The organism is Geothrix edaphica, assembly GCF_030268045.1.
GTDB classification, from domain to species: domain Bacteria; phylum Acidobacteriota; class Holophagae; order Holophagales; family Holophagaceae; genus Geothrix; species Geothrix edaphica.
In genome coordinates this window covers 175050-198283 of sequence record NZ_BSDC01000001.1, presented here as the reverse complement: position 1 = coordinate 198283, position 23234 = coordinate 175050, and the positions used below count along the sequence as shown (strand labels likewise).

General features: G+C 67.1%; 21 protein-coding genes and 2 tRNA genes. 10 read left to right on the top strand and 13 right to left on the bottom strand.

What is annotated here, in order from left to right; all coding sequences use genetic code 11:
• The first annotated feature begins 22 nt into the window (after positions 1–22).
• The 3 genes from QSJ30_RS00910 to QSJ30_RS00900 all read left to right on the top strand — a co-directional run bounded on the left by QSJ30_RS00910 (position 23) and on the right by QSJ30_RS00900 (position 2134).
• Positions 23–619, top strand: a complete 597-nt coding sequence (locus QSJ30_RS00910; protein WP_285605901.1) for a hypothetical protein — start codon at positions 23–25, stop codon at positions 617–619.
• Positions 620–755: 136 nt separating this feature from the next.
• Positions 756–1295 (top strand): hypothetical protein, encoded by a 540-nt coding sequence (locus tag QSJ30_RS00905; protein ID WP_285605900.1) that lies wholly within the window; start codon positions 756–758, stop codon positions 1293–1295.
• Positions 1296–1372: 77 nt separating this feature from the next.
• Complete coding sequence (locus QSJ30_RS00900) at positions 1373–2134, top strand: MBL fold metallo-hydrolase (RefSeq protein WP_285605899.1); 762 nt, start codon at positions 1373–1375, stop codon at positions 2132–2134.
• Positions 2135–2138: 4 nt separating this feature from the next.
• On the opposite strand, the gene QSJ30_RS00895 is transcribed toward QSJ30_RS00900, so the two are convergent.
• The 8 genes from QSJ30_RS00895 to QSJ30_RS00860 all read right to left on the bottom strand — a co-directional run bounded on the left by QSJ30_RS00895 (position 2139) and on the right by QSJ30_RS00860 (position 8825).
• Positions 2139–2501 carry an Hpt domain-containing protein gene (locus QSJ30_RS00895; RefSeq protein WP_285605898.1) on the bottom strand — a complete coding sequence of 121 codons (363 nt, stop codon included), beginning with the start codon at positions 2499–2501 and terminating at the stop codon, positions 2139–2141.
• Between the two features lie 99 nt (positions 2502–2600).
• A complete protein-coding gene (gene atpC / locus QSJ30_RS00890) occupies positions 2601–3023 on the bottom strand; it encodes an ATP synthase F1 subunit epsilon (protein ID WP_285605897.1) in 423 nt (140 codons plus the stop codon).
• Positions 3024–3085: 62 nt separating this feature from the next.
• Positions 3086–4507, bottom strand: coding sequence for a F0F1 ATP synthase subunit beta (gene atpD / locus QSJ30_RS00885; protein WP_285605896.1), 1422 nt, complete (start codon positions 4505–4507; stop codon positions 3086–3088).
• Positions 4508–4539: 32 nt separating this feature from the next.
• Complete coding sequence (gene atpG, locus QSJ30_RS00880) at positions 4540–5421, bottom strand: ATP synthase F1 subunit gamma (protein WP_285605895.1); 882 nt, start codon at positions 5419–5421, stop codon at positions 4540–4542.
• 4 nt (positions 5422–5425) lie between these two features.
• Entirely contained in the window at positions 5426–6994 is a 1569-nt protein-coding gene (gene atpA / locus QSJ30_RS00875; RefSeq protein WP_285605894.1) for a F0F1 ATP synthase subunit alpha, read from the bottom strand.
• 36 nt (positions 6995–7030) lie between these two features.
• Complete coding sequence (gene atpH, locus QSJ30_RS00870) at positions 7031–7573, bottom strand: ATP synthase F1 subunit delta (protein WP_285605893.1); 543 nt, start codon at positions 7571–7573, stop codon at positions 7031–7033.
• Positions 7570–8310, bottom strand: a complete 741-nt coding sequence (locus QSJ30_RS00865) for an ATP synthase F0 subunit B (protein WP_285605892.1) — start codon at positions 8308–8310, stop codon at positions 7570–7572. The genes atpH and QSJ30_RS00865 overlap by 4 nt, the downstream gene beginning before the upstream one ends.
• A 2-nt stretch (positions 8311–8312) precedes the next feature.
• A complete protein-coding gene (locus QSJ30_RS00860) occupies positions 8313–8825 on the bottom strand; it encodes an ATP synthase F0 subunit B (RefSeq protein ID WP_285605891.1) in 513 nt (170 codons plus the stop codon).
• A 195-nt stretch (positions 8826–9020) separates the two neighbouring features.
• Between QSJ30_RS00860 and QSJ30_RS00855 the strand changes: the two genes are divergently transcribed.
• Together QSJ30_RS00855 and QSJ30_RS00850 are read left to right on the top strand one after the other, a co-directional pair.
• A tRNA-Val gene (locus QSJ30_RS00855) sits at positions 9021–9096 on the top strand.
• Positions 9097–9126: 30 nt separating this feature from the next.
• Positions 9127–9203, top strand: a tRNA-Asp gene (locus tag QSJ30_RS00850).
• A gap of 268 nt (positions 9204–9471) precedes the next feature.
• Here QSJ30_RS00850 and QSJ30_RS00845 read toward each other — a convergent pair.
• Entirely contained in the window at positions 9472–9816 is a 345-nt protein-coding gene (locus tag QSJ30_RS00845) for a hypothetical protein (protein ID WP_285605890.1), read from the bottom strand.
• A 115-nt stretch (positions 9817–9931) separates the two neighbouring features.
• Between QSJ30_RS00845 and der the strand changes: the two genes are divergently transcribed.
• The 3 genes from der to QSJ30_RS00830 all read left to right on the top strand — a co-directional run bounded on the left by der (position 9932) and on the right by QSJ30_RS00830 (position 15501).
• A complete protein-coding gene (gene der, locus QSJ30_RS00840; RefSeq protein WP_285605889.1) occupies positions 9932–11512 on the top strand; it encodes a ribosome biogenesis GTPase Der in 1581 nt (526 codons plus the stop codon).
• A gap of 67 nt (positions 11513–11579) precedes the next feature.
• A complete protein-coding gene (locus tag QSJ30_RS00835) occupies positions 11580–12836 on the top strand; it encodes a metal-dependent hydrolase family protein (RefSeq protein ID WP_285605888.1) in 1257 nt (418 codons plus the stop codon).
• A gap of 235 nt (positions 12837–13071) precedes the next feature.
• Positions 13072–15501 (top strand): M4 family metallopeptidase, encoded by a 2430-nt coding sequence (locus QSJ30_RS00830; protein ID WP_285605887.1) that lies wholly within the window; start codon positions 13072–13074, stop codon positions 15499–15501.
• 45 nt (positions 15502–15546) lie between these two features.
• Here the strand turns inward: QSJ30_RS00830 and QSJ30_RS00825 are convergent, their stop codons facing one another.
• From QSJ30_RS00825 to QSJ30_RS00810, 4 genes are all read right to left on the bottom strand, one after another.
• Positions 15547–17229, bottom strand: coding sequence for a DNA repair protein RecN (locus QSJ30_RS00825; protein WP_285605886.1), 1683 nt, complete (start codon positions 17227–17229; stop codon positions 15547–15549).
• A gap of 104 nt (positions 17230–17333) precedes the next feature.
• Positions 17334–18194 (bottom strand): phosphatase PAP2 family protein, encoded by an 861-nt coding sequence (locus QSJ30_RS00820; RefSeq protein ID WP_285605885.1) that lies wholly within the window; start codon positions 18192–18194, stop codon positions 17334–17336.
• Positions 18195–18215: 21 nt separating this feature from the next.
• Complete coding sequence (locus QSJ30_RS00815) at positions 18216–19067, bottom strand: DUF6675 family protein (RefSeq protein ID WP_285605884.1); 852 nt, start codon at positions 19065–19067, stop codon at positions 18216–18218.
• 59 nt (positions 19068–19126) lie between these two features.
• Positions 19127–20521 (bottom strand): DUF3943 domain-containing protein, encoded by a 1395-nt coding sequence (locus tag QSJ30_RS00810; RefSeq protein WP_285605883.1) that lies wholly within the window; start codon positions 20519–20521, stop codon positions 19127–19129.
• Between the two features lie 675 nt (positions 20522–21196).
• On the opposite strand from QSJ30_RS00810, the gene QSJ30_RS00805 reads away from it, so the two are divergent.
• Together QSJ30_RS00805 and QSJ30_RS00800 are read left to right on the top strand one after the other, a co-directional pair.
• Positions 21197–22195 (top strand): PLP-dependent cysteine synthase family protein, encoded by a 999-nt coding sequence (locus QSJ30_RS00805; RefSeq protein ID WP_285605882.1) that lies wholly within the window; start codon positions 21197–21199, stop codon positions 22193–22195.
• Positions 22192–23154: an alpha-ketoacid dehydrogenase subunit beta gene (locus QSJ30_RS00800; RefSeq protein WP_285605881.1), complete on the top strand. Its 963-nt coding sequence runs from the start codon at positions 22192–22194 to the stop codon at positions 23152–23154. The genes QSJ30_RS00805 and QSJ30_RS00800 overlap by 4 nt, the downstream gene beginning before the upstream one ends.
• Positions 23155–23234 lie beyond the last annotated feature (80 nt).

The following is a 23234-nucleotide window of genomic DNA, read 5'->3' as shown; positions in this document are numbered from 1 at the left end:
ATCTGCCGAATTGGGGGACCACATGCGCAGGAAACTGCTCTTTCTCTCGGCGCTCGCCGCGCTGACCGCCTTGCCGGCTGCCGCCGGCGAGCTTGGTGTGCTTGTGGACAAGCAGGTCGGCAAAGCCCAGGCCGCCTCCTTCGGCACCGGCCAGAAGTACGACGCTGTGAGCCCCACGGGCTTCGCCATCCGGGGCGGCTTCGATGTGGTGGACCTGAAGGTGGCCGCCCTCCAGCTGAACGCCACCTGGCACAACAAGACCACCGGCGACCTCACCTATGGCGGCACCAAGTACGGCGAGCTGGAGAACCAGTACTGGGCCGTGGGCGCCATGGTGAACTGGAAGCTGCTCGTGAATGTGGGTGCCGGGGTGGAGTACCGCTCTGAGAACCTCACCTGGCGCCCCACCAGCGGCCCCAGCACCGACAGCACCCTGGGCCGGCCCTGGGCCCGGATCAATGTGGGCTTCAGCATCCCCACGCCCATCGTGAGCCCCTTCTTCGCCCTGGAAGTGGCCGCACCCCTCACCAAGAAGGACACCACCGCCACCTACAAGGATCTGAGCGAGGCCCTGGCCCCCCAGGTGCAGATCGGGATCTACGGCGGCATCCGCTTCTGAGGCCCCGCCGGGGTCTCTGCTTCACAGGGGTCCCGGATGGGACCCCTTCCTTTTGCCGGTGCGAAGCTGGATTTCGGCGCCTCCATTCGCGCCATATGGGGTAAAGTTTACCCATTCACCCCTCTGGAGCCCGCTCATGAAGAAGCTTGTCCTGCCCCTGCTCCTCGCAGCGCCCCTCGCGGCCCAGAGCTTCGAGCTGGGCCTCAATGTCTCCCGGCAGAGCTACACCTCCCGGGACACCCTCTCCAAGGTCGAGGCCGAGGACAAGACGGTCGTCGCCGCGCGGCTGGGCTACGCCCTGGTGGATTTCGGCCCGGCCCTGTTCCAGGTCACGGCCGCCTACCAGCCCAAGGTTGAAACAGACCTCAAGCCCAATGGCTTCCTGGTCCCCACCAAGCTGGGGAACGAATACTGGGCCGTCGGGGCCATGTTCAACTTCAAGGCCCTGATCGCCGTCGGCGCCGGCGTGGATTACCGTTTCGAGAAACGCACGATCACCAACGTCTATTCCTCCTCTGAGACCTACAGCCGTCCCTGGGCGCGCGTGAACGCAGGCTATGCCTTCCCCACGCCCATCGTGAAGCCGTTCATCGGCCTCGAGGTGGCGGTTCCCCTCACCGATGAAGACCTCGGACCCAAGTTGCAGGTGGGCATCTACGGCGGCATCCGCTTCTAGGGTTTGTCCCCTCCGCGAAAAAGGGGCGCCTCCGGCGCCTCTTTTTCGTATGATGAGTCCACTTACACCGAGGGGCGATGGAACTCCGGATCCTGGGCTGCAGCGGCGGGGAGGCCGATGGCGAGCGCCTGACGGGGCTGCTCGTGAACGGCTGCGTGGCCATCGACGCCGGCTCCATCACGGCGGCCCTGGCGGTGGAGGAGCAGGTGAGGATCCAGCACGTGTTCCTCAGCCACTCGCACCTGGACCACATCTGCACGCTGCCCTTCTTCACCAAGAACATCTTCGGGCACACCCACGAGGCCGTGGAGATCCACGCCCTGCCCGAGACCCTGGACGCCCTGCGCCGCCACCTCTTCAATGACGAGCTCTGGCCCGACTTCAGCGTGATCCCCAGCCCCAACGATCCCACCATCCGCTACACCGAGATCGAGCCCGGACACACCTACCACGTGTGCGGCCTGCATATCACCCCCATCCGCGTGAACCACCTGGTGCCCTGCGTGGGCTACAAGGTGGACGACGGGACGGACGCCTTCATCTTCACCAGCGACACCGCCGAGACCGACCAGATCTGGGAGGTGGCCAACGCCACGCCCAACCTGCGGCTCGTCATCACCGAGGCCAGCTTCCCCAACGAGCAGGCCTGGCTGGCCGAAGCCTCCAAGCACCTCACCCCCGCCAAGCTCGGCGCGGAGCTGCGGAAGCTCAACCGGGATGTGCCGGTGCGGGTCTACCACCTCACTCCGGGCGACAAGGACACCATGCTGCCCCAGCTGCAGGCCCTCGGCGATCCCCGAATCAGCCTGCTGGCCCAGGACGAGCGGCTGTCCTGGTGACCCCTCACGTTTCCGGAAAGGCCGCCCGGAGCGCCGTCACGGCCTCCTGGTAGGCGGCCGGGAAGGTCCCGAGCAGCCGACGGGCCTCTTCCCAGCGCCCTTCCCGGAGGTGCCCCTCCAGTTGGCGGACCAGGTCGGCGAACCGCGGGAGCCCCAAGGTGCCCAGGGCCCCCTTCAGCTGGTGGGCCTCCGGCAGGGCCGCCTCCTTGTCTGAGGCCTCGAGGGCCTTCCGCAGGGAGGCCAGCCGGGTGGGGAAGTCCCCCTCGAGCAACCCGATCAGCTCCCCCACCAGGCCCGGCTCCGCCCCCATCTCCAGGAGGTCCTGGAGGGGCCGGGGATCGATCACGGGAAGTGGAGCGCCTGACAAGGTTCCTCCATCAGACAGTCTTCACCCGACCTCATCGGCCAGCCGGGGCGGGTCCATGAGGTCGGGTGGGAAAGGCGGGGCGAGGCGATGGCCGTGAGGTCAGAATCCGTGGCCCGCGGGATGCCCGGCCGCCTGGAGGCGGATGAGGCTGGCATCGAGGGCGGCCTGGGCGGCGGCCAGGTCGTGCTCCGTGACGGCCTCCTTCAGGAGCTTGAGGGCCCGCTGGCGCTGGGCCTCGACCTGCTCCAGGTCAATCATGTCCACCGTCTCGCTCTCCCGGGCAAGGATGGTCACCCGGTCGGGGCCCACTTCCGCGAAGCCGCCGAAGACCGTGATCCAGTGCTTCTGGCCATCCTGGACGTAGTACAGGAGGCCGTCGCCCACGGCAGTCATCAGGGGCGTGTGGCCCGGCAGGATGCCGTAGTAGCCGCGGGTGGCCGTGGGGAACTGCACCTCGGATACTTCGGCCGAGAAGACCGGCCGCTCCGGCGTCACCACTTCCAGCTTGATGGATTGAGACATGGCAGGCTCTTTTCAAGGCTCGGAATCCGCTCGCGCGGATTCCGAGTTGGAGAAAGACAGAACTAGACGGCGGCGAGCTTTTCAGCCTTCTCGACGGCCTCTTCGATGGTGCCGACGAGGTAGAAGGCCTGCTCGGGCAGGTGGTCCCACTTGCCATCGCAGATCTCGCTGAAGCCCTTGATGCTGTCCTCGAGCTTGACGTACTTGCCCGCCATGCCCGTGAACTGCTCGGCCACGAAGAAGGGCTGGCTGAGGAAGCGCTGGATCTTGCGGGCGCGGGCCACGATGAGCTTGTCGTCATCGCTCAGCTCGTCCATGCCGAGGATGGCGATGATGTCCTGCAGCTCCTTGTACTTCTGCAGGATCTGCTTCACGCGCATGGCGGTGTTGTAGTGGTGCTCGCCCAGGATGCGGGGGTCCAGCAGGCGGCTGGTGGACGCCAGGGGATCCACGGCGGGGTAGATGCCCAGGGCCGCGATCTCACGGGAGAGGTTCGTGGTGGCGTCCAGGTGGGCGAAGGTGGTGGCGGGCGCGGGATCCGTGTAGTCGTCCGCGGGCACGTACACCGCCTGCACGGAGGTGATGGAGCCCTTCTTGGTGGAGGTGATGCGCTCCTGCAGCTCGCCCATCTCCGTGGCCAGCGTCGGCTGGTAGCCCACGGCGGAGGGCATGCGGCCCAGCAGCGCGGACACTTCGGCACCGGCCTGGGTGAAGCGGAAGATGTTGTCCACGAAGAGCAACACGTCCTTGCCTTCCACGTCGCGGAAGTACTCGGCGACGGTGAGGCCAGTGAGCGCCACGCGGGCACGGGCTCCGGGCGGTTCGGTCATCTGGCCGTAAATGAGGGCCACCTTGCTCTTCGACAGGTCGTTCTTGTCGATGACGCCGCTGTCCATCATCTCGTGCCAGAGGTCGTTGCCCTCGCGGGTGCGCTCGCCCACGCCCGCGAACACGGAGTAGCCGCCGTGGCCCTTGGCGATGTTGTTGATGAGCTCCATGATGAGCACCGTCTTGCCCACGCCGGCGCCGCCGAAGAGGCCCGTCTTGCCGCCCTTCGCGTAGGGTTCCAGCAGGTCGATGACCTTGATGCCCGTCTCGAACATCTCGGAGGTGGTGTTCAGGTCCTCGTACTTGGGGGCCTCGCGGTGGATGGGGAGGGTCATCTTGTGGCCGATGGGACCGCGCTCGTCCACGGGGTCGCCCACGACGTTGATGATGCGGCCCAGCGTCTCGGGGCCCACGGGCACGTTGATGGGCTTGCCCGTGTCGGTCACGATCTGGCCGCGGACCATGCCCTCGGTGGGCTGCATGGAGACGCAGCGCACGCGGTTCTCGCCGAGGTGCTGCTGCACCTCCAGCGTCACCGTGACGCCGCTGATCTCGGTGAGCAGCGCGTTCATGATTTCGGGCAGGTGGCTGCCGAACTCGACGTCCACGGCGGGACCGACGATCGCGATCACGCGGCCTTGAAGGTTGTTGGACATGGGGAACCTCGACGAAGGAATGGGCAGATGGACTAGGCGTTGGCGCCGGACACGATCTCGATGATCTGGTTAGTGATGCCGGCCTGGCGGATCTTGTTCATGGTCAGGGTCAGCTTGGCGATCATCTCGCCGGCATTGTTGCTGGCCTTGTCCATGGCCGCCATGCGGGCGCCGTGCTCGGAGGCGCTGCTCTCCAGGAGGTTGCGGAGCAACTCCGTCTCCACGAAGCGGGGCAGCAGGGTCTCCAGCACCGCGTTGGGATCGGGCTCGAGCAGGTGGGACACCTCGACGGCCTCCCGGCCTTCGGCTCGCCGGTCCAGTTCCATGGGGAAGACCCGGAACACCGTGGGCGTCTGGGACATGGGACTGTTGAAGTAGTTGTAGATCACGTAGAGCGCGTCGATCTCGCCCGCGTGGTACTGGGCGGCGGCGCCCTCGGAGATCTCGGTCACCACGCGCTGCAGGCCCTTGAGGGGAATCCCCAGGTACTCGCCCGCGGCGGTCAGCCCCCGCTTGCGCGCCCATTCGGCCGCCCGCTTGCCCACCACGTCGAGGTGGACGATCTCGGCGGTGGTCTCCGCCAGGAAGGTGTTGGCGGCCTTGAGCACGTTGGCATTGAAGCCGCCGCAGAGGCCCTTGTCGGAGGCCACGAGGACCACGCGGATGCGCTTCTCCTCGCGGGGGGACAGAAAGGCCTGGGCGGCGGGGCCCGGCTGGATCTCGGAATCACCCTTGATGCGGCTCACGACCCGGCGGACGACTTCCATCATCTTGCTGGCGTAGGGACGCAGAGCCACCAGGCGTTCCTGAGATTTCCGCAGCTTCACCGCGGAGATCATCTTCATGGCCTTGGTGACCTGTTGGGTGTTCTTCACCGACCGGATGCGGCGGCGAATGTCCTGGAGACCGGCCATCGGACTAGGCTCCCGCGGTCTGGTTCAGGGAGGCCGCGAAGGTCTCCTTGAAGGCCGCCACCTGGGTCTTGAGCTGGGCCTTGGCATCGTCGCTGAGCACCTTGGTGTCGCGGATGCCGCGGAGCACTTCGGGGGCGTTCACGTCGAGGTAGGCCATGAACTCGGCTTCGAAGCGCCGCACCTGGGGCACTGGGAGGTCATCCACATAGCCGTTGGTGGCGGCCCAGATGATGACCACCTGCTTCTCCACGGGCATGGGCTGGTACTGGCCCTGCTTCAGGATCTCCACCAGGCGCTGGCCGCGGTTCAGCTGGGCCAGGGTGGCCTTGTCCAGGTCGGAACCGAACTGGGCGAAGGCCGCCAGCTCACGGTACTGGGCGAGGTCCAGCTTGATGGTGCCGGCCACGGACTTCATGGCCTTCACCTGGGCGGAACCACCCACGCGGCTCACGGAGATGCCCACGTTCACAGCGGGACGGACGCCGGCGTTGAAGAGGTCGCTCTCGAGGAAGATCTGGCCATCGGTGATGGAGATGACGTTGGTGGGGATGTAGGCGGACACGTCACCGGCCTGGGTCTCGATGACCGGCAGGGCGGTCAGCGAGCCCGCGCCGCGCTCGTCGCTCAACTTGCAGGCGCGTTCCAGCAGGCGGGAGTGGAGGTAGAACACGTCGCCGGGGTAGGCCTCGCGTCCGGGAGGACGGCGCACCAGCAGAGAGATTTCGCGGTAGGCCGCGGCCTGCTTGGACAGATCGTCGTAGATGCAGAGGACGTGGCCACCGGGGTTGTCCTTGCCCGCAGGCTTGCCGTCCTGGCCGTGCCACATGAAGTACTCGCCGAGGGCGGCGCCGGTCATGGGGGCCAGGAAGAGCAGCGGAGCGGCTTCGGAGGCGGAAGCGGCCACCACGATGGTGTGCTTCATGGCGTCGTACTCTTCCAGGGTCTTCACCACCTGGGCGATGGTGGAGCGCTTCTGGCCGATGGCGACGTAGATGCAGATGACGCCGGTGTCCTTCTGGTTGATGATCGTGTCCACGGCGACGGCGGTCTTGCCGGTCTGGCGGTCGCCGATGATCAGCTCGCGCTGGCCGCGGCCGATGGGGATCAGGCTGTCGATGGCCTTGAGGCCCGTCTGCATGGGCTCGTGCACGCTCTTGCGGTCCACGATGCCCGGGGCGATCTGCTCGATGGGGTTGGTCTGGACGGCCTGGATGGGGCCCTTCCCGTCGATGGGGTTGCCCAGCGCATCCACCACGCGGCCCACGAAGGCGGGGCCCACGGGCACGGACATGATCTTGCCCGTGCGCTTGACGGTGTCGCCTTCCTTGATGGCGGCGGCATCGCCCAGCAGGATGATGCCGACGTTGTCCTCCTCCAGGTTGAAGGCCAGACCCATCACGCCGTGGGGCAGTTCCAGCAGCTCGCCGGCCATGGCCTTCTCGAGGCCGTAGGCGCGGGCGATGCCGTCACCGACGCTGATGACGGTGCCGACCTCGGCCACGTCCACCTGGGCGTCGAAGCCCTCGATCTGGCTGCGGATGATGCGGGAAATCTCTTCCGCGCGGATGTCCATGAAGTCCTCCAAACCTGCGGGTGAATGCGAAAGGAATTAAGCCGAGAGAAGCTGGGCCTTGAGCTGGCGGAGCTGGCCCTGGAGCGAGGCGTCCAGGACCGTGGAGCCCACCTGGACCTTCACGCCGCCGAGGAGGGCGGGATCCTGGTGCCAGGTGAGGCGGATGGTCTTGCCCGTGCGGGCGGTGAGCGAAGCCACGAGGGCCCGGGTCTGGGCCTCGCTCAGCGGCTGGGCGCTGGCCACCTTGGCCTCGACGATGCCCGCGCGCTCGTCCACCTGATCCGCGAAGGTGCGGTGGATGTCCGCCAGCAGGTTGAGGCGACCGGCCTCGGCCACCACGCGGAAGAAGTGGCGCAGCGTCGGGCTGACCTTGGCGCTGGCGAGGATGGCCTCGAAGACTTCGGCCTTCTTGGTGGGCAGCACCAGGGGGGAGGCCACGAGGCGGGCGAGGTCGCCGTTGGCGGCCACGGCGGCGGCCACGGTGTCGAGTTCCTCCTGCAGCTGGGGCACGTTGCCCTGCTGGTCGCCGATCTGGAGGAGGGCCTTGGCGTAGCGCCGGGCGGTCAGGCGGTTGCTCACTGCACGCCTCCAATCTGCTGAATGGCACGGTCGATGGCCTGGGCGGCGTCGGGGCCCTGGAGCTTGGTTTCCAGGCGCTTGGCGGCACCTTCCACGGCCAGCTCGGCCACGAGGGCCCGCAGCTCCTGCTCGGCCTGGCGCTTCTGGAAGCCGATCTCGGCCTGGGCCTGGGCGAGGATCTGGGTGGCCTCGGCCTTCGCGGCCTCCAGTACCCGCTGCTTCTCGGCCTCGGCGTCGGTCTCGGCCTTGGCGAGGATACCCGCCAGCTCGCCCTCGAGCCCGGCCATCTTGGCTTCCATCTCCCTCATCTGGGCCTGGCCCTCGGCCTTGTCCTTCTCCGCCTGGGCGAGCAGGGTCTCCAGCTCCTCCTTGCGGGACTTGAACATGGCGGACAGCGCGCCCTTCAGCAGGAAGAACAGCGCCGCGCCGTAGATGGCGAAGTTCAGCAGCTGGACGAGGAAGGCCCCCCCATTGCCGTACTCCTTGCCGAAGAGCTTCATGGCCGGGCCGTGATGGGCGCCGCCCTTGGCCTCGTGACCGGCCCCTTCGTGGCCGGCGGCTTCCGTCCCGTGCGCTTCAGGTGCATGGCCTTCGGCCGGCGGGGCTGCGTGCCCGGCGGCAGGGGCCTCGTGCCTCTCGGCTGCGGGAGCCGGGTGGGTCTCATGCGTCTGGGCCGCGAGCCCGAGGGGGCCGAGGGCCAGGGCGGCGGCGAGGGAGAGTCGGGTCAGCGTCTTCATGCTCAGGCCTGCTTCAGAAGGGTCTGGGCCATGGACTCGGAGAGGGCGTCCACCTGGGCCAGGAGACTCTGCCTGGCCTCCGCCTGCTGGGCCTTCAGCGATTCCACCGCGGCCTGGCGCTCGGCCTGGGCCTTGGCGCGGGCCTCGTCCAGCATCCGCTGCTTGTCCTTGCCCGCGGCATCCGCCAGGGCCTTGCGGCGGGCGAAGGCCTGGGCGCGGAGGTCCTTCAGCCGCCCCTGGTAGTCCTTCTGGCGGGCCTCCAGCTGGGCCGCGGCCTGGGCCTTGGCGTCCCCGCCGGCGCTCAGGTCCCGCTCCCGGTCGTCCATGACCTGGGTGATGGGCTTGAAGAACACCAGCTTGAGGTAGATGTAGAGCACCACGAGGAGCACGATCACGAACAGGATGGCCGGCAGGTCCGGGCGCATGGGATCCGGCATCTGGGCCAGGATGCGCGCGACGGGGCCGTCCCCTTCCGGTGATCGGAGCGTCAGATTCGCCAGTTCCAGCAGCGCCACAGGCCACCCTCCAGAAACGTCCCAAGGCCACGGCCGGATGGATCGGCCAGGGTCACACCGACACCAGCGAAAGGTCCGCGGGAACCCCTGGCACGGAAGTCTGAAAACCTTACCAGATCAGCCGGAAACCCTCAATGCAGACCTTTGGCCTTGACCCTTCCGGCGTCCCATGTGAGGATCGTGGTTCGGCGATTCGGGCGATTAGCTCAGTCGGTAGAGCAGCTGCCTTACACGCAGCATGTCGGCGGTTCGAGCCCGTCATCGCCCACCAGCCAGCCTGGTGAAAAAGTAGGAACAGCAAGGGGTTGTAGCTCAGTCGGTTAGAGTGCCGGCCTGTCACGCCGGAGGTCGCGGGTTCGAGCCCCGTCAGCCCCGCCAGAACGAAAAAAGGGTCCCACGCGGGACCCTTTTTTCGTTCTGAAGCGCGGGGCCGATGGGGCTCGAACCCGCCCCGGCCGCGCATGCGCGACCGGGATCCAGCGTCGAGTGCGGAGACGGCAGCGTCAGCGAAGGCCCTCCAGTGGAGGGCCGGGGTAGCTGCCGGCTACGCGGCGGGCCCTAGCCCGAAGGGCGACGGGGGCGCGTTCGAGCCCCCGATAGCATGGGTCGGCGCACAAGGCGGAGAACGACCCAGTCAAAGTCCCTCCTACCGCATCTCGCTCTTGAACGCCGCGATGTCCCTCCGCAGGATCGTGGCCCGGTTCTTGGCTTCGGTCGACTTCAGCTGGGGTGTCAGACCCGCCAGCTCCTTGTCGATGCGGTCCAGGGTGGCCAGCGGCGCCTCGATCTGGCTGGATGCGTCCACGCCCAGCGCCTGGGTCCGTCCGGCCGCCTGCCACTGCTCGCGGACCCGCGCGAACTCCTCGCCCAGATCGATCACCTGCTGCTCTTCCGTCGAGAGAGCCACCCAGGGCAGGCGGCCCGTCGAGAGGTAGTAGCCCGCGGTAAACAAGGCGGCCACGACCAGAAAGACAGCCAGAATCCTCTTCATGGATGCACCTCGTCGGATTTCTCCACCCCAGCTTAGAGCGGATTGGGTGGAACGGCTCTATTCCTTCCCTGTCTTTTCCCGCCCGAACCGATAGACTGGAAGGCTTGGAACAGATATGAAACTGCCGCTCGTCGCCCTCTGCGGACGCCCCAATGTGGGCAAGTCCACCCTCTTCAACCGGCTAACGCGCAGCCGGGCGGCCCTGGTCCACGACCTGCCGGGCATGACCCGCGACCGCAGCTACGGCCGCGTCACCTGCCTCAGCGAGGAAGGGGAGGCCGAAGAGATCTTCGAGCTGGTGGACACCGGCGGCCTCGACTTCGAGGGCGATGACGTCATCACCCAGGGCATCACCCGCATGGCCGAGGCCGCCCTGGGCGAAGCCCACGTCGCCATCCTGCTGGTGGACGGCCACGACGGCCTCACCACCGGGGACGAGGAGATCGCCGCGCGCCTGCGCCGCCAGGGCAAGCCCATCCTCCTCGTCATCAACAAGCTGGACGGCATGAAGGGCGGCGCCCCCGACGCCGGCTTCTACGGCCTGGGCTTCGATGAAGTGCTTGCCATCTCCGCCGCCCACGGGGCGGGCGTGCCCGAGCTGATCCAGGCCCTCCGCGCCCACCTGCCCTTCCACCGGACACCGGAAGAAGCCCAAATCCACTCGCTCTCGGACGAGCTCCGCTTCGCCCTCATCGGCCGGCCGAACGTGGGCAAGTCCTCCCTCACCAACCGCATGCTGGGCTATGAGCGCAGCCTCGTCAGCGAGGTCGCCGGCACCACGCGGGACACGGTGGACACGGTCTTCCACGTGAAGGACAAGGTCTACCGGATGATCGATACGGCCGGCATCCGCAAGAAGGGGAAGACCCACGAGGGCGCCGAGAAGCTCAGCATCCTCAAGGCCAAGCAGGCCATGGCCCGGGCCGATGTCAGCCTGCTGCTGCTGGATGCCGTGGAGGGCGCCACCCACCAGGACGCCGTCATCGCCGGCTACGCCCAGGAGGCCGGCGCCGCCGTCATCCTCGTCGTGAACAAGTGGGACCTCGTCGAGAAGGACACCCACACCATCTACGGCGCCGAGGAAGACCTGCGCCGGAGCCTGGGCTTCCTGCACCACGCCCCCATGATCTTCCTCTCGGCGCTCACCGGACAGCGGGTGTCCAAACTGTTCGGCATGATCGACGAGCTGGCGGAGGCCCACGGCCGCCGCATCTCCACGGGCGAGTTGAACCGCTTCCTGCGGGAATCTGTCGCCGCCATGAGCCCCCACGCCATCGACGGCAAGCTGCCCAAGCTCTACTTCATGACCCAGGTGGGCGTGCGGCCCCCCAGCTTCGTGGTGAAGGCCAACACCGACCGCGGGCTGCACTTCAGCTACGTCCGCTACCTGGAGAACCGCCTGCGCGAGCAGTTCGGCCTGGCAGGCGTACCCCTGCGCCTCAGCGTCCAGAAAAAGAAGAAGGGCGAAGGCGAGGAGGCGGAGGTCGCCGCCGTGCGCCGCATCCTGGATCCTGGCGAAGGCCTCAAGCCCTCCCGCAGCAACGAATCGCTCCAGGCCCAGCGGGTGGACAAGGTCAAGGCCAAGCCCCGCCCCAAGAAGAAGGAAGGCCCCAAGCCCGCCGCCAAGCAGGCCCCGAAGAAGGGCAAGAGCGCACCGCCTAAGCGGGTCCGGCAGAAGTCCACCAAGCGGCCGTAGTCCCACTCCAAAGTTGCAGGAATTCCGCGAGCGGGTGGGCTATCGTAGGCCACACTCCGGAGTCCCCATGATCCTGCGCGGCCTTTTCGCCAGCCTTCTCTGCCTCGCCCTCTGCGGCCAGGAGCGGCCGCTCCTCCTCAAGGCGGCCAGGCTTCTCGACGTCCGCACCGGGAAGGTGGAGACCCCTGGGCGGCTGTGGGTGAAGGATGGCCGGATCCAGCCCGGCCCGCCGCCCGCCAATGCCGAGACCCTCGATCTGGGCGACCGCACCCTGCTACCGGGCCTCATCGACTGCCACACCCACCTGCTCTTTCCGGCGGGCCTCGGAGAGCTGGGCTACCTCAAGCGCAGCCAGGGAGCCCTGCTCCTCGATGGCGTGGTGAACGCCCGGAAGGTGCTCGAAGCCGGGTTCACCACCGTGCGGGACGTGGGCGCCTCCGCGGGCTTCGGCGACGTGGCCCTGCGTGATGCCATCGCCCGGGGCGACATCCCCGGACCGCGGATGCTGGTGGCGGGGCCCTCCCTGTCCATCACCGGCGGCCACGGCGACCTCAACGGCTTCCCGCCCCACCTCCACACCGGCGATGAGCACATCGTCGATTCTCCGGACCAGGGCCGGCACGTCGTGCGCGAATGGCGCAAGCGCGGCGTGGACCTCATCAAGATCCATGCGACGGGCGGCGTGCTCTCCAACCACGACGATCCCGGCGCCCCCAGCTTCAGCCCGGTCGAGTTCAAGGCCATCGTGGAGGAGGCGAACCGCCGCGGCATGGACGTCTGCGCCCACGCCCACGGGGATGCGGGCATCCTCGAAGCCACCCTGGCGGGCGTGCGCTCCATCGAGCACGGCAGCCTGCTGAGCCCCGCCACGGCCCGGGAGATGAAGGTGCGCGGCACCTTCCTGGTGCCCACCCTGTACGCCCTCGAATCCATCCTGCTGCCCGGCAACCCCTACCACTTCCCCGAAGGTTCCATCGCCAAGGCCCGCACGATCCTGCCCCTGCGCCGGGCGGGCTTCAAAGCCGCGCTGGATGCGGGGCTTCCCATCGCCTACGGCACCGATATCGGCGTCTTCGAACACCGCCTGGTGGCCATGGATTTCCGCTATCTCGTGGACTACGGCATGACCCCCCTGCAGGCCATCCAGAGCGCCACCGTGGTCGCGGCCCGGCTGCTCCGGCTCGATTCGGAGGTCGGCACCCTGGAGGCCGGCCGGGCGGCGGACATCATCGCCGTGGATGGCGATCCACTGAAGGACATCACCACCCTGGAGCGCGTCCCCTTCGTGCTCCAGGGTGGCAAGGTCGTCCGTCGGGTCCCTTGACCAAAACACTCAAACAGGACCTCTCGATTGTTTATTAATCATTCAAATAAAATGATTTGATCATTACAAAATTTAATAGAAATGATTCTCAAGAAAATTAACAAGCCTTAACTTGAGGGGTTGACGGGCCGCGGGGACTCTGGTTCCGCCTTTCCGATCTTTCCCCCAACCGAGCCTCCGCCCTCGCGACTGCGAAGCGGGAAGGCCCTCCCCCCCCCCAAGCTAAGGAGCTTCCATGGCGATCGCCACGGGCCGCATGGCCCTGTCCTTCCTCGCCGCGGCCCTCGCCGCCGGTACCCTCAACGCCCGCCTGCCCCAGGATTCGCTGCGCGGTGAAGCGGCCGCCCAGCGGCTGCTGGCCAGCCGCGCACAGCTGGGCCTGGACGGCGATCACGCCTTCCTGCTCCGTGGCGCGCACACCGACCAGCTCGGCCAGGCCCACGCCCACTTCCAGCAGACCTACAAGGGCGTGAAGGTCTGGGGCGGCGATGTCATCACCCACACCGGCAAGGACGGCGCCGAGCTCCCGCTCACCAACGCCCTGCTCAAGGGCATCCAGCTCAATGTGACCCCGGCCCTCGGCAGTGCCGAGGCGCTCGCCGTGGTCCAGGGGGACCTGGCGCCCAAGGGCGCCTACGCCTACGCTCCGACCACGGAGCTGGTGGTCTACCCCGAAATGGCCGAGGTCGTCCGCCGCGCGGGCAAGGCCACCGCGGACCTGAACGCCGAGGATGTGTCCCGCCAGGTGCTCCGCTACACCCTGGCCTATCACGTCCACACCGAGCTCGAGAATGACCAGGACGGCATCAAGCACACCGACTACCTGGTGGACGCCCACACCGGCGCCATCCTGAAGACCTGGAACACCCTCCACACCACCGCGGCCACGGGCACCGGCAACAGCCAGTACAACGGCACGGTCTCCCTGCCCACCAACTACACCGGCACCACCTACGAGCTGCGCGACACGACCCGCGGCACCGGCGGCTCCTTCGGCAACAACGTGGTCACCAACATGGCCCACGCCGCCACCACCAGCACCGCCACCGGCACCCTCTACACCGATGCCGACAACACCTGGGGCGATGGCGCCAACTACGTCGAAGGCAGCTCCACCACCGCCGCCAACGGCGAGACCGCGGCCGTGGACGCCATGTTCGGCATGATCAAGTCCTGGGACTACTACAAGAACGTCCATACCCGCAATGGCATCGACGGTGCCGGCACCGCCACCTACAGCCGCGTCCACATCAGCAACAGCTACGACAACGCCTTCTGGTCGGACAGCTGCTTCTGCATGACCTACGGAGATGGTTCCTCCTTCACCACGCTCACCGCCCTCGACGTGGCGGGCCACGAGATGAGCCACGGCGTCTGCGCCCGCACCGCGAACCTGACCTACTCGGGCGAGTCGGGCGGCCTGAACGAGTCCAACTCGGACATCTTCGGCACCATGATCGAGTTCTACGCCCGTGGCGGGTCGGGTTCGACCATCGGCAACACCGGCGGCAACTGGACCATCGGCGAGCAGCTGGCCACCAATCCCCTGCGCTGGATGTACAAGCCCAGCCTGGACGGTTCCAGCCCCGATGCCTGGTCCTCCACCGTCGGCAACCTGGACGTGCACTACTCCAGCGGCCCCATGAACCGCTGCTTCTACTTCCTGAGCCAGGGCGCCACCACCAGCGGCAACACCAGCACCACCTACCTGCCCAGTGGCATGACCGGCATCGGCAATGACGCCGCGGCCCGCATCTGGTTCCGCGCCCTCTCGGTCTACATGACCTCCAGCACCAACTACGCCGGGGCCCGCACCGCCGCCATCAACGCCGCCAAGGACCTCTACGGGGCCGGCAGCGCCCAGGAACAGGCCGTCTGGAACGCCTTCCACGGCATCAACGTGGGCGCCGCCTGGACCAGCGGCTCCTCGGACACCACCGCTCCCACCGTCTCGGCCACCGAGTCCGGCACCAGCGGCACCATCACCTTCTCCGCCACCGCCTCCGACAACGTCGGCGTCACCAAGGTGGAGTTCTACGTGGACGGCGCGCTGAAGGGCAGCGACACCACCAGCCCCTACAGCATGACCCTGGACAGCACCACGCTGACCAATGCCTCCCACACCCTGACGGCCAAGGCCTATGACGCGGCCGGCAACGTCGGCACCAGCACCGGTGTCAGCTTCACGGTGTCCAACGCCACCTCCGGCGCCGAGCTGGTCCTGAACGGCGGCTTCGAGAGCGGTGCCACCAGCTGGACGCAGACCTCCGGCGTCATCGGCACCTTCACCGGCGAACCCGCCCACGGCGGATCCTACGACGCCTGGATGTGCGGCTACGGCTCCGCCCACACCGACTACGTCTACCAGCAGATCGCGATCCCCAGCACCGCCACCGGGACCCTGACCTTCTGGCTCCACGTCGACACGGCGGAGACCACCACCACCACCGCCTACGACACCATGAAGGTGCAGGTGCTCAACACCTCCGGCACCGTGCTGGCCACCCTGGCCACCTACTCCAACCTGAACAAGAACACGGGCTACACCCAGCAGTCGCTGAGCCTCAGCGCCTACAAGGGCCAGACCATCCGCCTGCGCTTCTACTCGGTGGAGGACAGCAGCCTCCAGACCTCCTTCGTCATCGACGATGTGAGCGTCAAGTAGTCTCGATCTGCACCACGAAAAGGGCCGCCTCCGGGCGGCCCTTTTTTATCCTTCGAGCAGAACCTTCGCGTGCTCCAGGGCCTCGGGGCGGTCAGGGTGGCCCGACAGGAGCCTCGCCAGCTCGCGGTTGCGGGCCTCGCCGGCCACCCAGCCCAGGGCGCTGCGGGTGCGGCCACCCTCGGTCTCCTTGTGCAGGCGGCCGTGCCGATCCGCCCGCGCGGCCACCTGGGCCAGATGGGTCACCGCCAGCACCTGATGGGCCCGGCCGAGTTCCGCCACGGCCTTGCCCACCGCCAGGGCCGTCTCGCCGCCCAGGCCCGCGTCCACTTCATCGAGGACCAGCGTCAGCCCGTCCTTCACACCTGCGCCCAGGGCCAGGCCCGCGCCCACCAGGGCCAGCATGAGGCGGCTCAGCTCGCCGCCGGAGGCGATCTTGGCCAAAGGGCGGAAGCCTTCACCGGGGTTCGGTTCGATCCAGATGGCCAGGGCCGAGAAGCCCTGGGCCGACACGCGGACGGGCCGCCCGCTCTGCTGGACGGGGCTGCCGGATTCCTCCGCCAGGGACAGCCGCAGCTGGAGCCGCGCCCCCTTCATGCCCAGGCGGCCCAGCCGCTTCTGGACCTCGGCTTCGAGCTTCGGGATGGCCTCGGACCGGCGGCCATGCAGGGCCTCGGCCACCTGCCGGTAGGCCTCCGCGGCTTTCGCCAGGGCCTTCTCCAGCTCCTTCACGGAGACGTCGCCGGCCAGCAGGGCCCGCTGCTCGTCCCTGAGGATCTGCTGGCGTGCGGCCAGCTCCTCGGGTTCGCAGCGGTGGCGGCGGGCCAGGCGCTCGTAGAGGGCCAGGCGGGCCTCCATGGCCTCGATGCGGTCGGCGCCGGCCTGGGCCCAGCGGAGGGCCTGGTCCTGGGACAGGGCCAGGAGGTCCTCCAGCTCCAGAACGGCGGAGCGGAGGCGATCCTGCTCGGCGACCGCGTCCGGCCAGTGAGCCACGGCGCGCATCAGGGCCTTGTGGGCCAGCTCCACTTTGGGAATGCCGCCATCCAGGGCCTCCGCCGCCTCCCGGAAGGCCTGCTCAAGGTGGACCGCATGGCGCAGGGGCTCGCGATCGGCCTTGAGCTGGGCCCACTCGCCGGGCTTCGGCGCCAGCTTCTCCAGGTCCGCCAGGGCCTCGGCCAACTGCTCCAGGCGCTGCTCCCGCTCGGCCTCACTGCGACGCCGGGCCTTCAGCGCCGCCTCGGCCTCGCGCACGGCGGCGGCCTGCGATTCCAGGTCGGGGTCGAGGCCCAGCACCTCATCGATGAGCGTCAGGTGCCGGTCCTCGCCCAGCAGCGACTGGTGGTCGTGCTGGCTCGTGAGGCGCATCCAGAGGCGGCCGGCCTCCCGCAGATCCGCCAGGGCGCAGCTGGCGCCATTGATCCAGGCCCGGCTGCGGCCCGGCCCCACTTCCCGGCGCAGCACCACCGGCTGGTCCTCAGGCAGGCCCCGGTCGGCCAGGAAGCCCCGCCAGGCCTCGAAGCGACCCTCCACCACGGCCTCCACCGTGGCCCGCTCCGCCCCGTGGCGCACCAGCTCCCCGTCGCCCCGGGCCCCCACCAGCAGGGACAACGCGTCCACCAGCAGGGACTTGCCCGCGCCGGTCTCGCCCGTGAGCACCGTGAAGCCCGGCCCCCACTCCAGGGACAGGTCCTCCACCAGGGCCAGATTCTGGATTCGCAGGGATGAAAGCATGGGACCAGTCTAGCGGAGGGCAGGGATCGAGTCTGGAGTTCGGAGGCATGGGCAGCTCTGGCCCGAGGTGCTCCGGCGGCGTTGACGGGGGGAAGCATGATGCCTCAGAAACGCACGGACAGGGTCGCTCCCTGGTATCCGGTTCCGAAGCTGGCGTTGATGGACACCGCGACCTTACTTGGCCCCTCACGCCGCTTCTGGTTGCGGCGCACCACGGTGCGGCCCACGAGCGTTCCAAGCAGGGCCCCGCTCACCACATCCGATGCGAAATGAGCGTTCTGCTGGATCCGGGAAGCCCCCACGAGGGCCGCGATCCCATAGGTAAGGCCTTGCACCCAGGCCTGGGGATAGTGTTCGGTGATGACCCTGGCCAAGGTGAAGGCCTCGGTGGTGTGCCCCGAGGGGGAGGACACGCCTCCTCCGAAGGGTTTGAAGTGGAAGGCACCTTGTCCATCGGAGGGGCGGCTGCGTCCCACCGCCGTTTTCAAGAGCGGGCTGAGGACGGCACCCGAGATGAAGCTGGCTTCCGCCGCGTCGAGGGCCGTGTCCACGGCGTTCGAAGCCCCGGCGAGCTTGCCGTAGACCCAGAAACCACCCACGGCCAGGAATGCGTAGCTGGTGCCGAAATGTTGAATCTGCTTGGCCACCCTGTCCGTTTCAGTGCCGCGATGTCGTTGGGATTCGTCGCGCGCGCGGGTATCCAGCAACAAAGCTGTACCCAGCACGACGGCGAAGCCTTCACCCGCATGCAGCCAATCCTGCCTATCCCATCGCGAAGGCGACTTCAGGATGAAGAAGGTGTCGTCCCACAGGATCTTCGGAACGGCGGAGATTCCCGTGGTCGCGACTTCGGAGGGTTTGTCCTTCTCCTCCGCCCTGGGCTCTGGAGGGACTCCCTCCTGCCCCCGCAAGGGCAGGAACACCAAGGCGAGGAGCGCCAGACCCAAGGGGAAGTTACAGATCATTGGGACACCGGGGATGGCCCATCACGAACCGGCAGCTTGTTTGGAGAACCAGTTGTACAGGGCGATGACACGGTTGTAGAAGCTGGTGCGGACCTGCTCTTCCATGCCGAAGACCTTGGTGGTCGTAATGCCGACATTGCCGTAGAAATAGAGGAATCCCCCGTCGGCCGAAGCCTGGATGACCAGGGTGAGATGGAGGGCGCCTGGACCAAGCACCGGCACGAGGCCCCACCAGACGCGATCTGCGTTGCTCATGCTGAGTTCAACGCTTCCACCTTCGTGCCCCTTCACGGTCACCACATAGAGGTTCTTGCCGAAGGTCGTGTCGTCCTGTTCGAGGTAGAGATCGTGGGTGGGTTCGATGGCTGAGTAGTGTGGGTCACCCAGGCTGTTGCGGTCCTTCCGGGCCTTGACCAGATGAGAGGTGGTGAACAGAGTCCGGACCTTGTTGTGTGTGGATGAGAAATACTGGAGGCCTTCCATCGTGCGGAACTGATGAATGAGGTTGTAGAGCGCGAGGGGCCGGTCCGTCCGGGCGATGAGGCCCGCGGGCATGGCCGCTACCACGAGGGTTTGGATGCCGATGTTGGGGTGGGTGGCATTGAGGGTGCGGATGATGTCGGCACCCGCGGCTTTGTCGGGGCACAGGTCAACCTTGGGTTGGCCCTCCGAGAAGGAGCTGTAGCTGCCGGAGGCCATGAGCTTCTGCTTCGCCGCGGTGTCGAGCAGCACTGGAATGGCATCGACCACGGCGGCAGGCAGTGGGCGCGCGGCAAAGCCTGGTGTCTCGTTGGCAAACAGGGGGCTGGTTGAAACCAAGGGCAGGAACGCGAGCGCGAGGGGGAGGGCCCATGAGGGGCGGAGCAGAATCATGTGGAAAATGTCCCAGTGTGGTTTCTATCGGTTGAGGAAGACTCCCTATTCACGGCATCTCACTTGGTTGCACCGAATCCGGCGTGGCCAAGAAGGTTGTAGACGATGGCCACGGTTCCCACCGACTGCCGGCTGTCGGGCCGGTCGGGATAGTGGGCATTTCGTTTGGAGGCGATGTACTGGATGCCCAGGGCATGCCGGTCGTAGATGCGGATCGTGAAGCCCATGTTCAGGCGGACAATGGCCTCCCGGCCTCCCGGATCATCGCCCCCCATGCCCGTGATGTAGTACCGGCGCCCCGTGACATCGAGCATGACCCTTTCGCCAAGGATGAAGCGCAGCGCGAGGAGCCCTTGGGGAGCCACACCGAGGTGGTAGTCGCGGTCTCCCACTTGCGTGACGTTGCCGGCCGCCGCGTACCCCACGCCCCCAAGCAGCGAACCCTGGAGGGCCGCTGCCTGCGAGATCTGCCATTGAAAGGTGGTCCCCAGCGACACAGAGGTGCTTGAGATGCGGAAAATGTAGGGCGAGATGTAGTCGTAGCCGCCGTAGAGTCCCCAGATCCCTTGATAGGAATCGCCAAGTCCGTAATCCGTCCCATAGAGGAGACCGCGGATCATGATGTTGTCGACGGGGTTGTCGAGGTTTCCCAGACTGCGGAATTCAAAATCAAAGTAGTCGAAAGGGCGGTCGTAGCTGTAGCCAGACTTGCCGGGAAGCCCGTAGGCCATATCGAAATCCAGCGCCGCTTCCTTCTTGAATGAGGTGGTGGTGACGCCCCGGGTGTTCAGGTCCGAATGCAGATTCTCACCCAGTTGCAGGCGCCAGCGGAGGCTGGGGTTGTTGCTGGGGAACACGGGCTTGAATCGGTCCCCAAAGGCCATCCGGTTGATTCCCGTGGCCGGCGATAGCATCGTCGCCCCCAGGTGGCGCCAGAATCCCAGGCTGCCGCTGTCATCGCTTTCGAGCACCAGGTTGGACAAACGGAAGAGCACCTCGCCCAGGAAGCTCCCGCCGAAGCCCGTGCTGATCTGATCGTTATAGGAAGGCTTCGTGGTCTCCCCACCCATTTCCCAGAGCAGGCTGCCCATGTGGTCGTAGGCCAGCGACTCCCAGTAGCTGAGGCCCGCGGATCGCGCGAAGCCGTGGTACATCGTTCCACCATAGGGATGGTTGAACTGGTTCATGGCGAAGGCGTCTTTGTCGACCACCCACGGCCCGTGCGTGACATGGTTCCAGAAAGTCGAGAGGTTCACGCTGTAGACCTTCTTTCCGTCCTCCATTTGGTTGGGGTAGGCCTTCCGGTCGTACCCGTTGAGAAGCACGAGGAAGGCCGGAATCTCGAGGGCCGGGATGAGGTAACTCTTGCTCGAACCGGTTCCCCAGGAGCGGGTCTGGAGTTTGCCTGCAGGCGGTTCCTTCATCCATGCTGCGTCGGCGGCGGGAAGATCCACTGTTGACCCAGAGGCGACGGGGGCGGCCCCCGCTTTTTGTGGGATCGCTTGCCCCTCTGCGCTGGGCGGTTTTTCAGGAGGGGGGCTGGGGACATCATCTCCCTGGGCAAGAACCGAGCTCTTTACAAGAAGCCACCAACCCAGCCACAAGACGGCAGGCAAGGCTCTCCATGTGGGCTGCCCGCGCCTCATACATCACCCTTCGGCTGGCCCGATCCCATTCAGGTTGTTCCCCGCATCCCAAGTCCCACCCCGAATCGGACTCGCACTGGGGCTGACGCGAACCTGAATTTCAAGGGCTCCGAGGGCATGAGCGAATGTCGGACGATTCTTGCCCATGGAGCCTCCCTGATCACGTGGGGGACTGTGCAAGGGTTGTGCCTAAGTATTAAAATTATTAGTTTAATTGGTTTAAACGATGTCGACCCGATGTCTGAAGCAGGGCACCAGATCAGAATGAAGGAGCGCCTCCTTCAAATGGATTTCCTCTCCTGGCCCAGGCCGTGGGGAACAGGGGCGGCGGCGATGACATTCAGCTGCTGGATCAGGGCGATGCGCTGCATGCGCCTGTCGCATAAAGGGAGTCGCGGCGCGGGGCACCACCTCAAAAAGCGGTGCCTCCGGTCTCCAGCCTCCAGCCGACTCCCCGGTCATACTGGCATCCGGAGGAATCTCATGCTCTACCGGAAGCCCTGCGGCAGCGTCCTGGAGGCCATCGGCAACACGCCGCTGGTCCGGCTTCGCCGCGTCGTGTCGGACCTGCCGGTGGAAGTCTTCGCCAAGCTCGAGTTCCTGAACCCCATGGGCAGCAGCAAGGACCGCATCGCGAAGCACATGATCCAGGCCGCCGAGCGCGACGGCCGACTGAAGCCCGGCGACACCATCATCGAGAACTCTTCCGGCAACACGGCCATGGGCTTGGCGCTCATGGCCATCCAGAAGGGCTACAAGCTCAAGGTGGTGGTGCGCGACACCATCTCCCAGGAGAAGCTGAACCAACTGCTGGCGCTCGGCGCCCAGGTGCACAAGGTGGACACGAGCCTGCCGCCGGAACACCCGGACAGCTACAACAACATCACCCCCCGCCTGGCCCGGGAGACGCCCAACTGCTTCTTCCCCGACCAGCACGGCAACCGGGAGAACAACGCCGCCCACTACGCCGGCACGGGCCCCGAGATCTGGGAGCAGATGGAGGGCCGCATCGACTATCTGGTGGCCGGCGCGGGCACCGGCGGCACCATTGGCGGCGTGGGGCGCTACCTCAAGGAGCAGGACCCGCGCATCAAGATCGTGGCCGTGGATCCGGTGGGCTCCGTGTTCACCCCCCACTTCCATGGCGAAGCGAATCCGAAGGCGGGACCCTACAAGATCGAGGGCCTGGGCGACGAGTTCCTCATCCCCACCATGGAGTTCGAGCTCATCGACGAGATGGTCCAGGTGACGGACCGCGATGCCTTCCACCAGGCGCGGCGGCTGGTGAAGGAGGAGGGCGTCCTGGGCGGCGGCTCCAGCGGCGCCGCGCTGTGGGCGGTGCGGCAGGTGGCGGCCAAGCTGCCGCCCATGGACCGCCCTGCGCGCATCGTCACCGTGTTCCCCGACGGCGCCGGCCGCTACCTCAGCAGCATCTTCAACGATGCCTGGCTCGCGGAGCGGGGCCTGCTGGAAGAGGCATGACCGCTTTCTCCGGCACCTACGTCGAGGCCATCCGCCGGGCGCTCTTCGACGCCATGGAGGCCGATCCGCGCGTCTGCTGCCTGGGCGAGGATATCGGCGCCTACGGCGGCGCCTTCCGGGCCACGGAGGGCCTGCTGGAGCGCTTCGGCCCGGATCGCGTGATCGACACGCCCATCTCCGAGCAGGCCATCGTAGGCGCGGCCATCGGCGCGGCCCTGATGGGACAGCGCCCTGTGGCGGAATTCCAGTTCATGGACTTCGCCCTGCTGGCCTCGGATCTCATGGTGAACTTCGCGGCCAAGGCCCACTGGCGCTGGGGGGCCACCGTGCCCGCCGTGTTCCGCGGTCCTTCGGGCGGCGGCAACGGCGGCGGCCCCTTCCACAGCCAGAACCCCGAGGGCCACTTCCTGGGCAGCCCCGGCCTCAAGGTGGTGGCGCCGGGCACCGTGCGGGATGCCTACGCCCTGTTCCGCGCGGCCATAGATGATCCGGATCCGGTGCTGTTCTTCGAGCACAAGCGCCTCTACCGCCGCCTCAAGGACCACTGGGACGAGGCTCCCACGGCCCGGCTCGGCGAGGCCGCCCTGCGGAAGAACGGTTCCAAGGCCTGCATCGTCACCTATGGCGCCGCGCAGCACGTGGCCCTCGAGGCCGTGGCCGATCTGGACGTGGCGGTGCTGGATCTCCGCACCCTCTGGCCCCTGGACGACCAGGCCATCGCCGAGCTGGTGCAGCGCACCCATCGCGTCCTGGTGCTCACGGAGGCCAGCCTCACCTACGGCCCGGGCGCCGAGCTGGCGGCCCGCATCGGCGAGGCCTGCTTCGGCTGGCTGGATGCCCCCGTCATGCGCCTGGGCGCCGCCGATACGCCCACGCCCGCCAGCCCGCCCCTGGAAGCGGCCTTCCTGCCAGGGCCGAAGACGGTGCGGTCCACCCTGGAGCGGCTCCTGGCCTGGTGACGGCGCCGCTGGAGCCGATTCAACCCATTCATCACCAATTTCATGCTCGGGCTTCAGAAAAATCCGGTCTAATGAAGGCA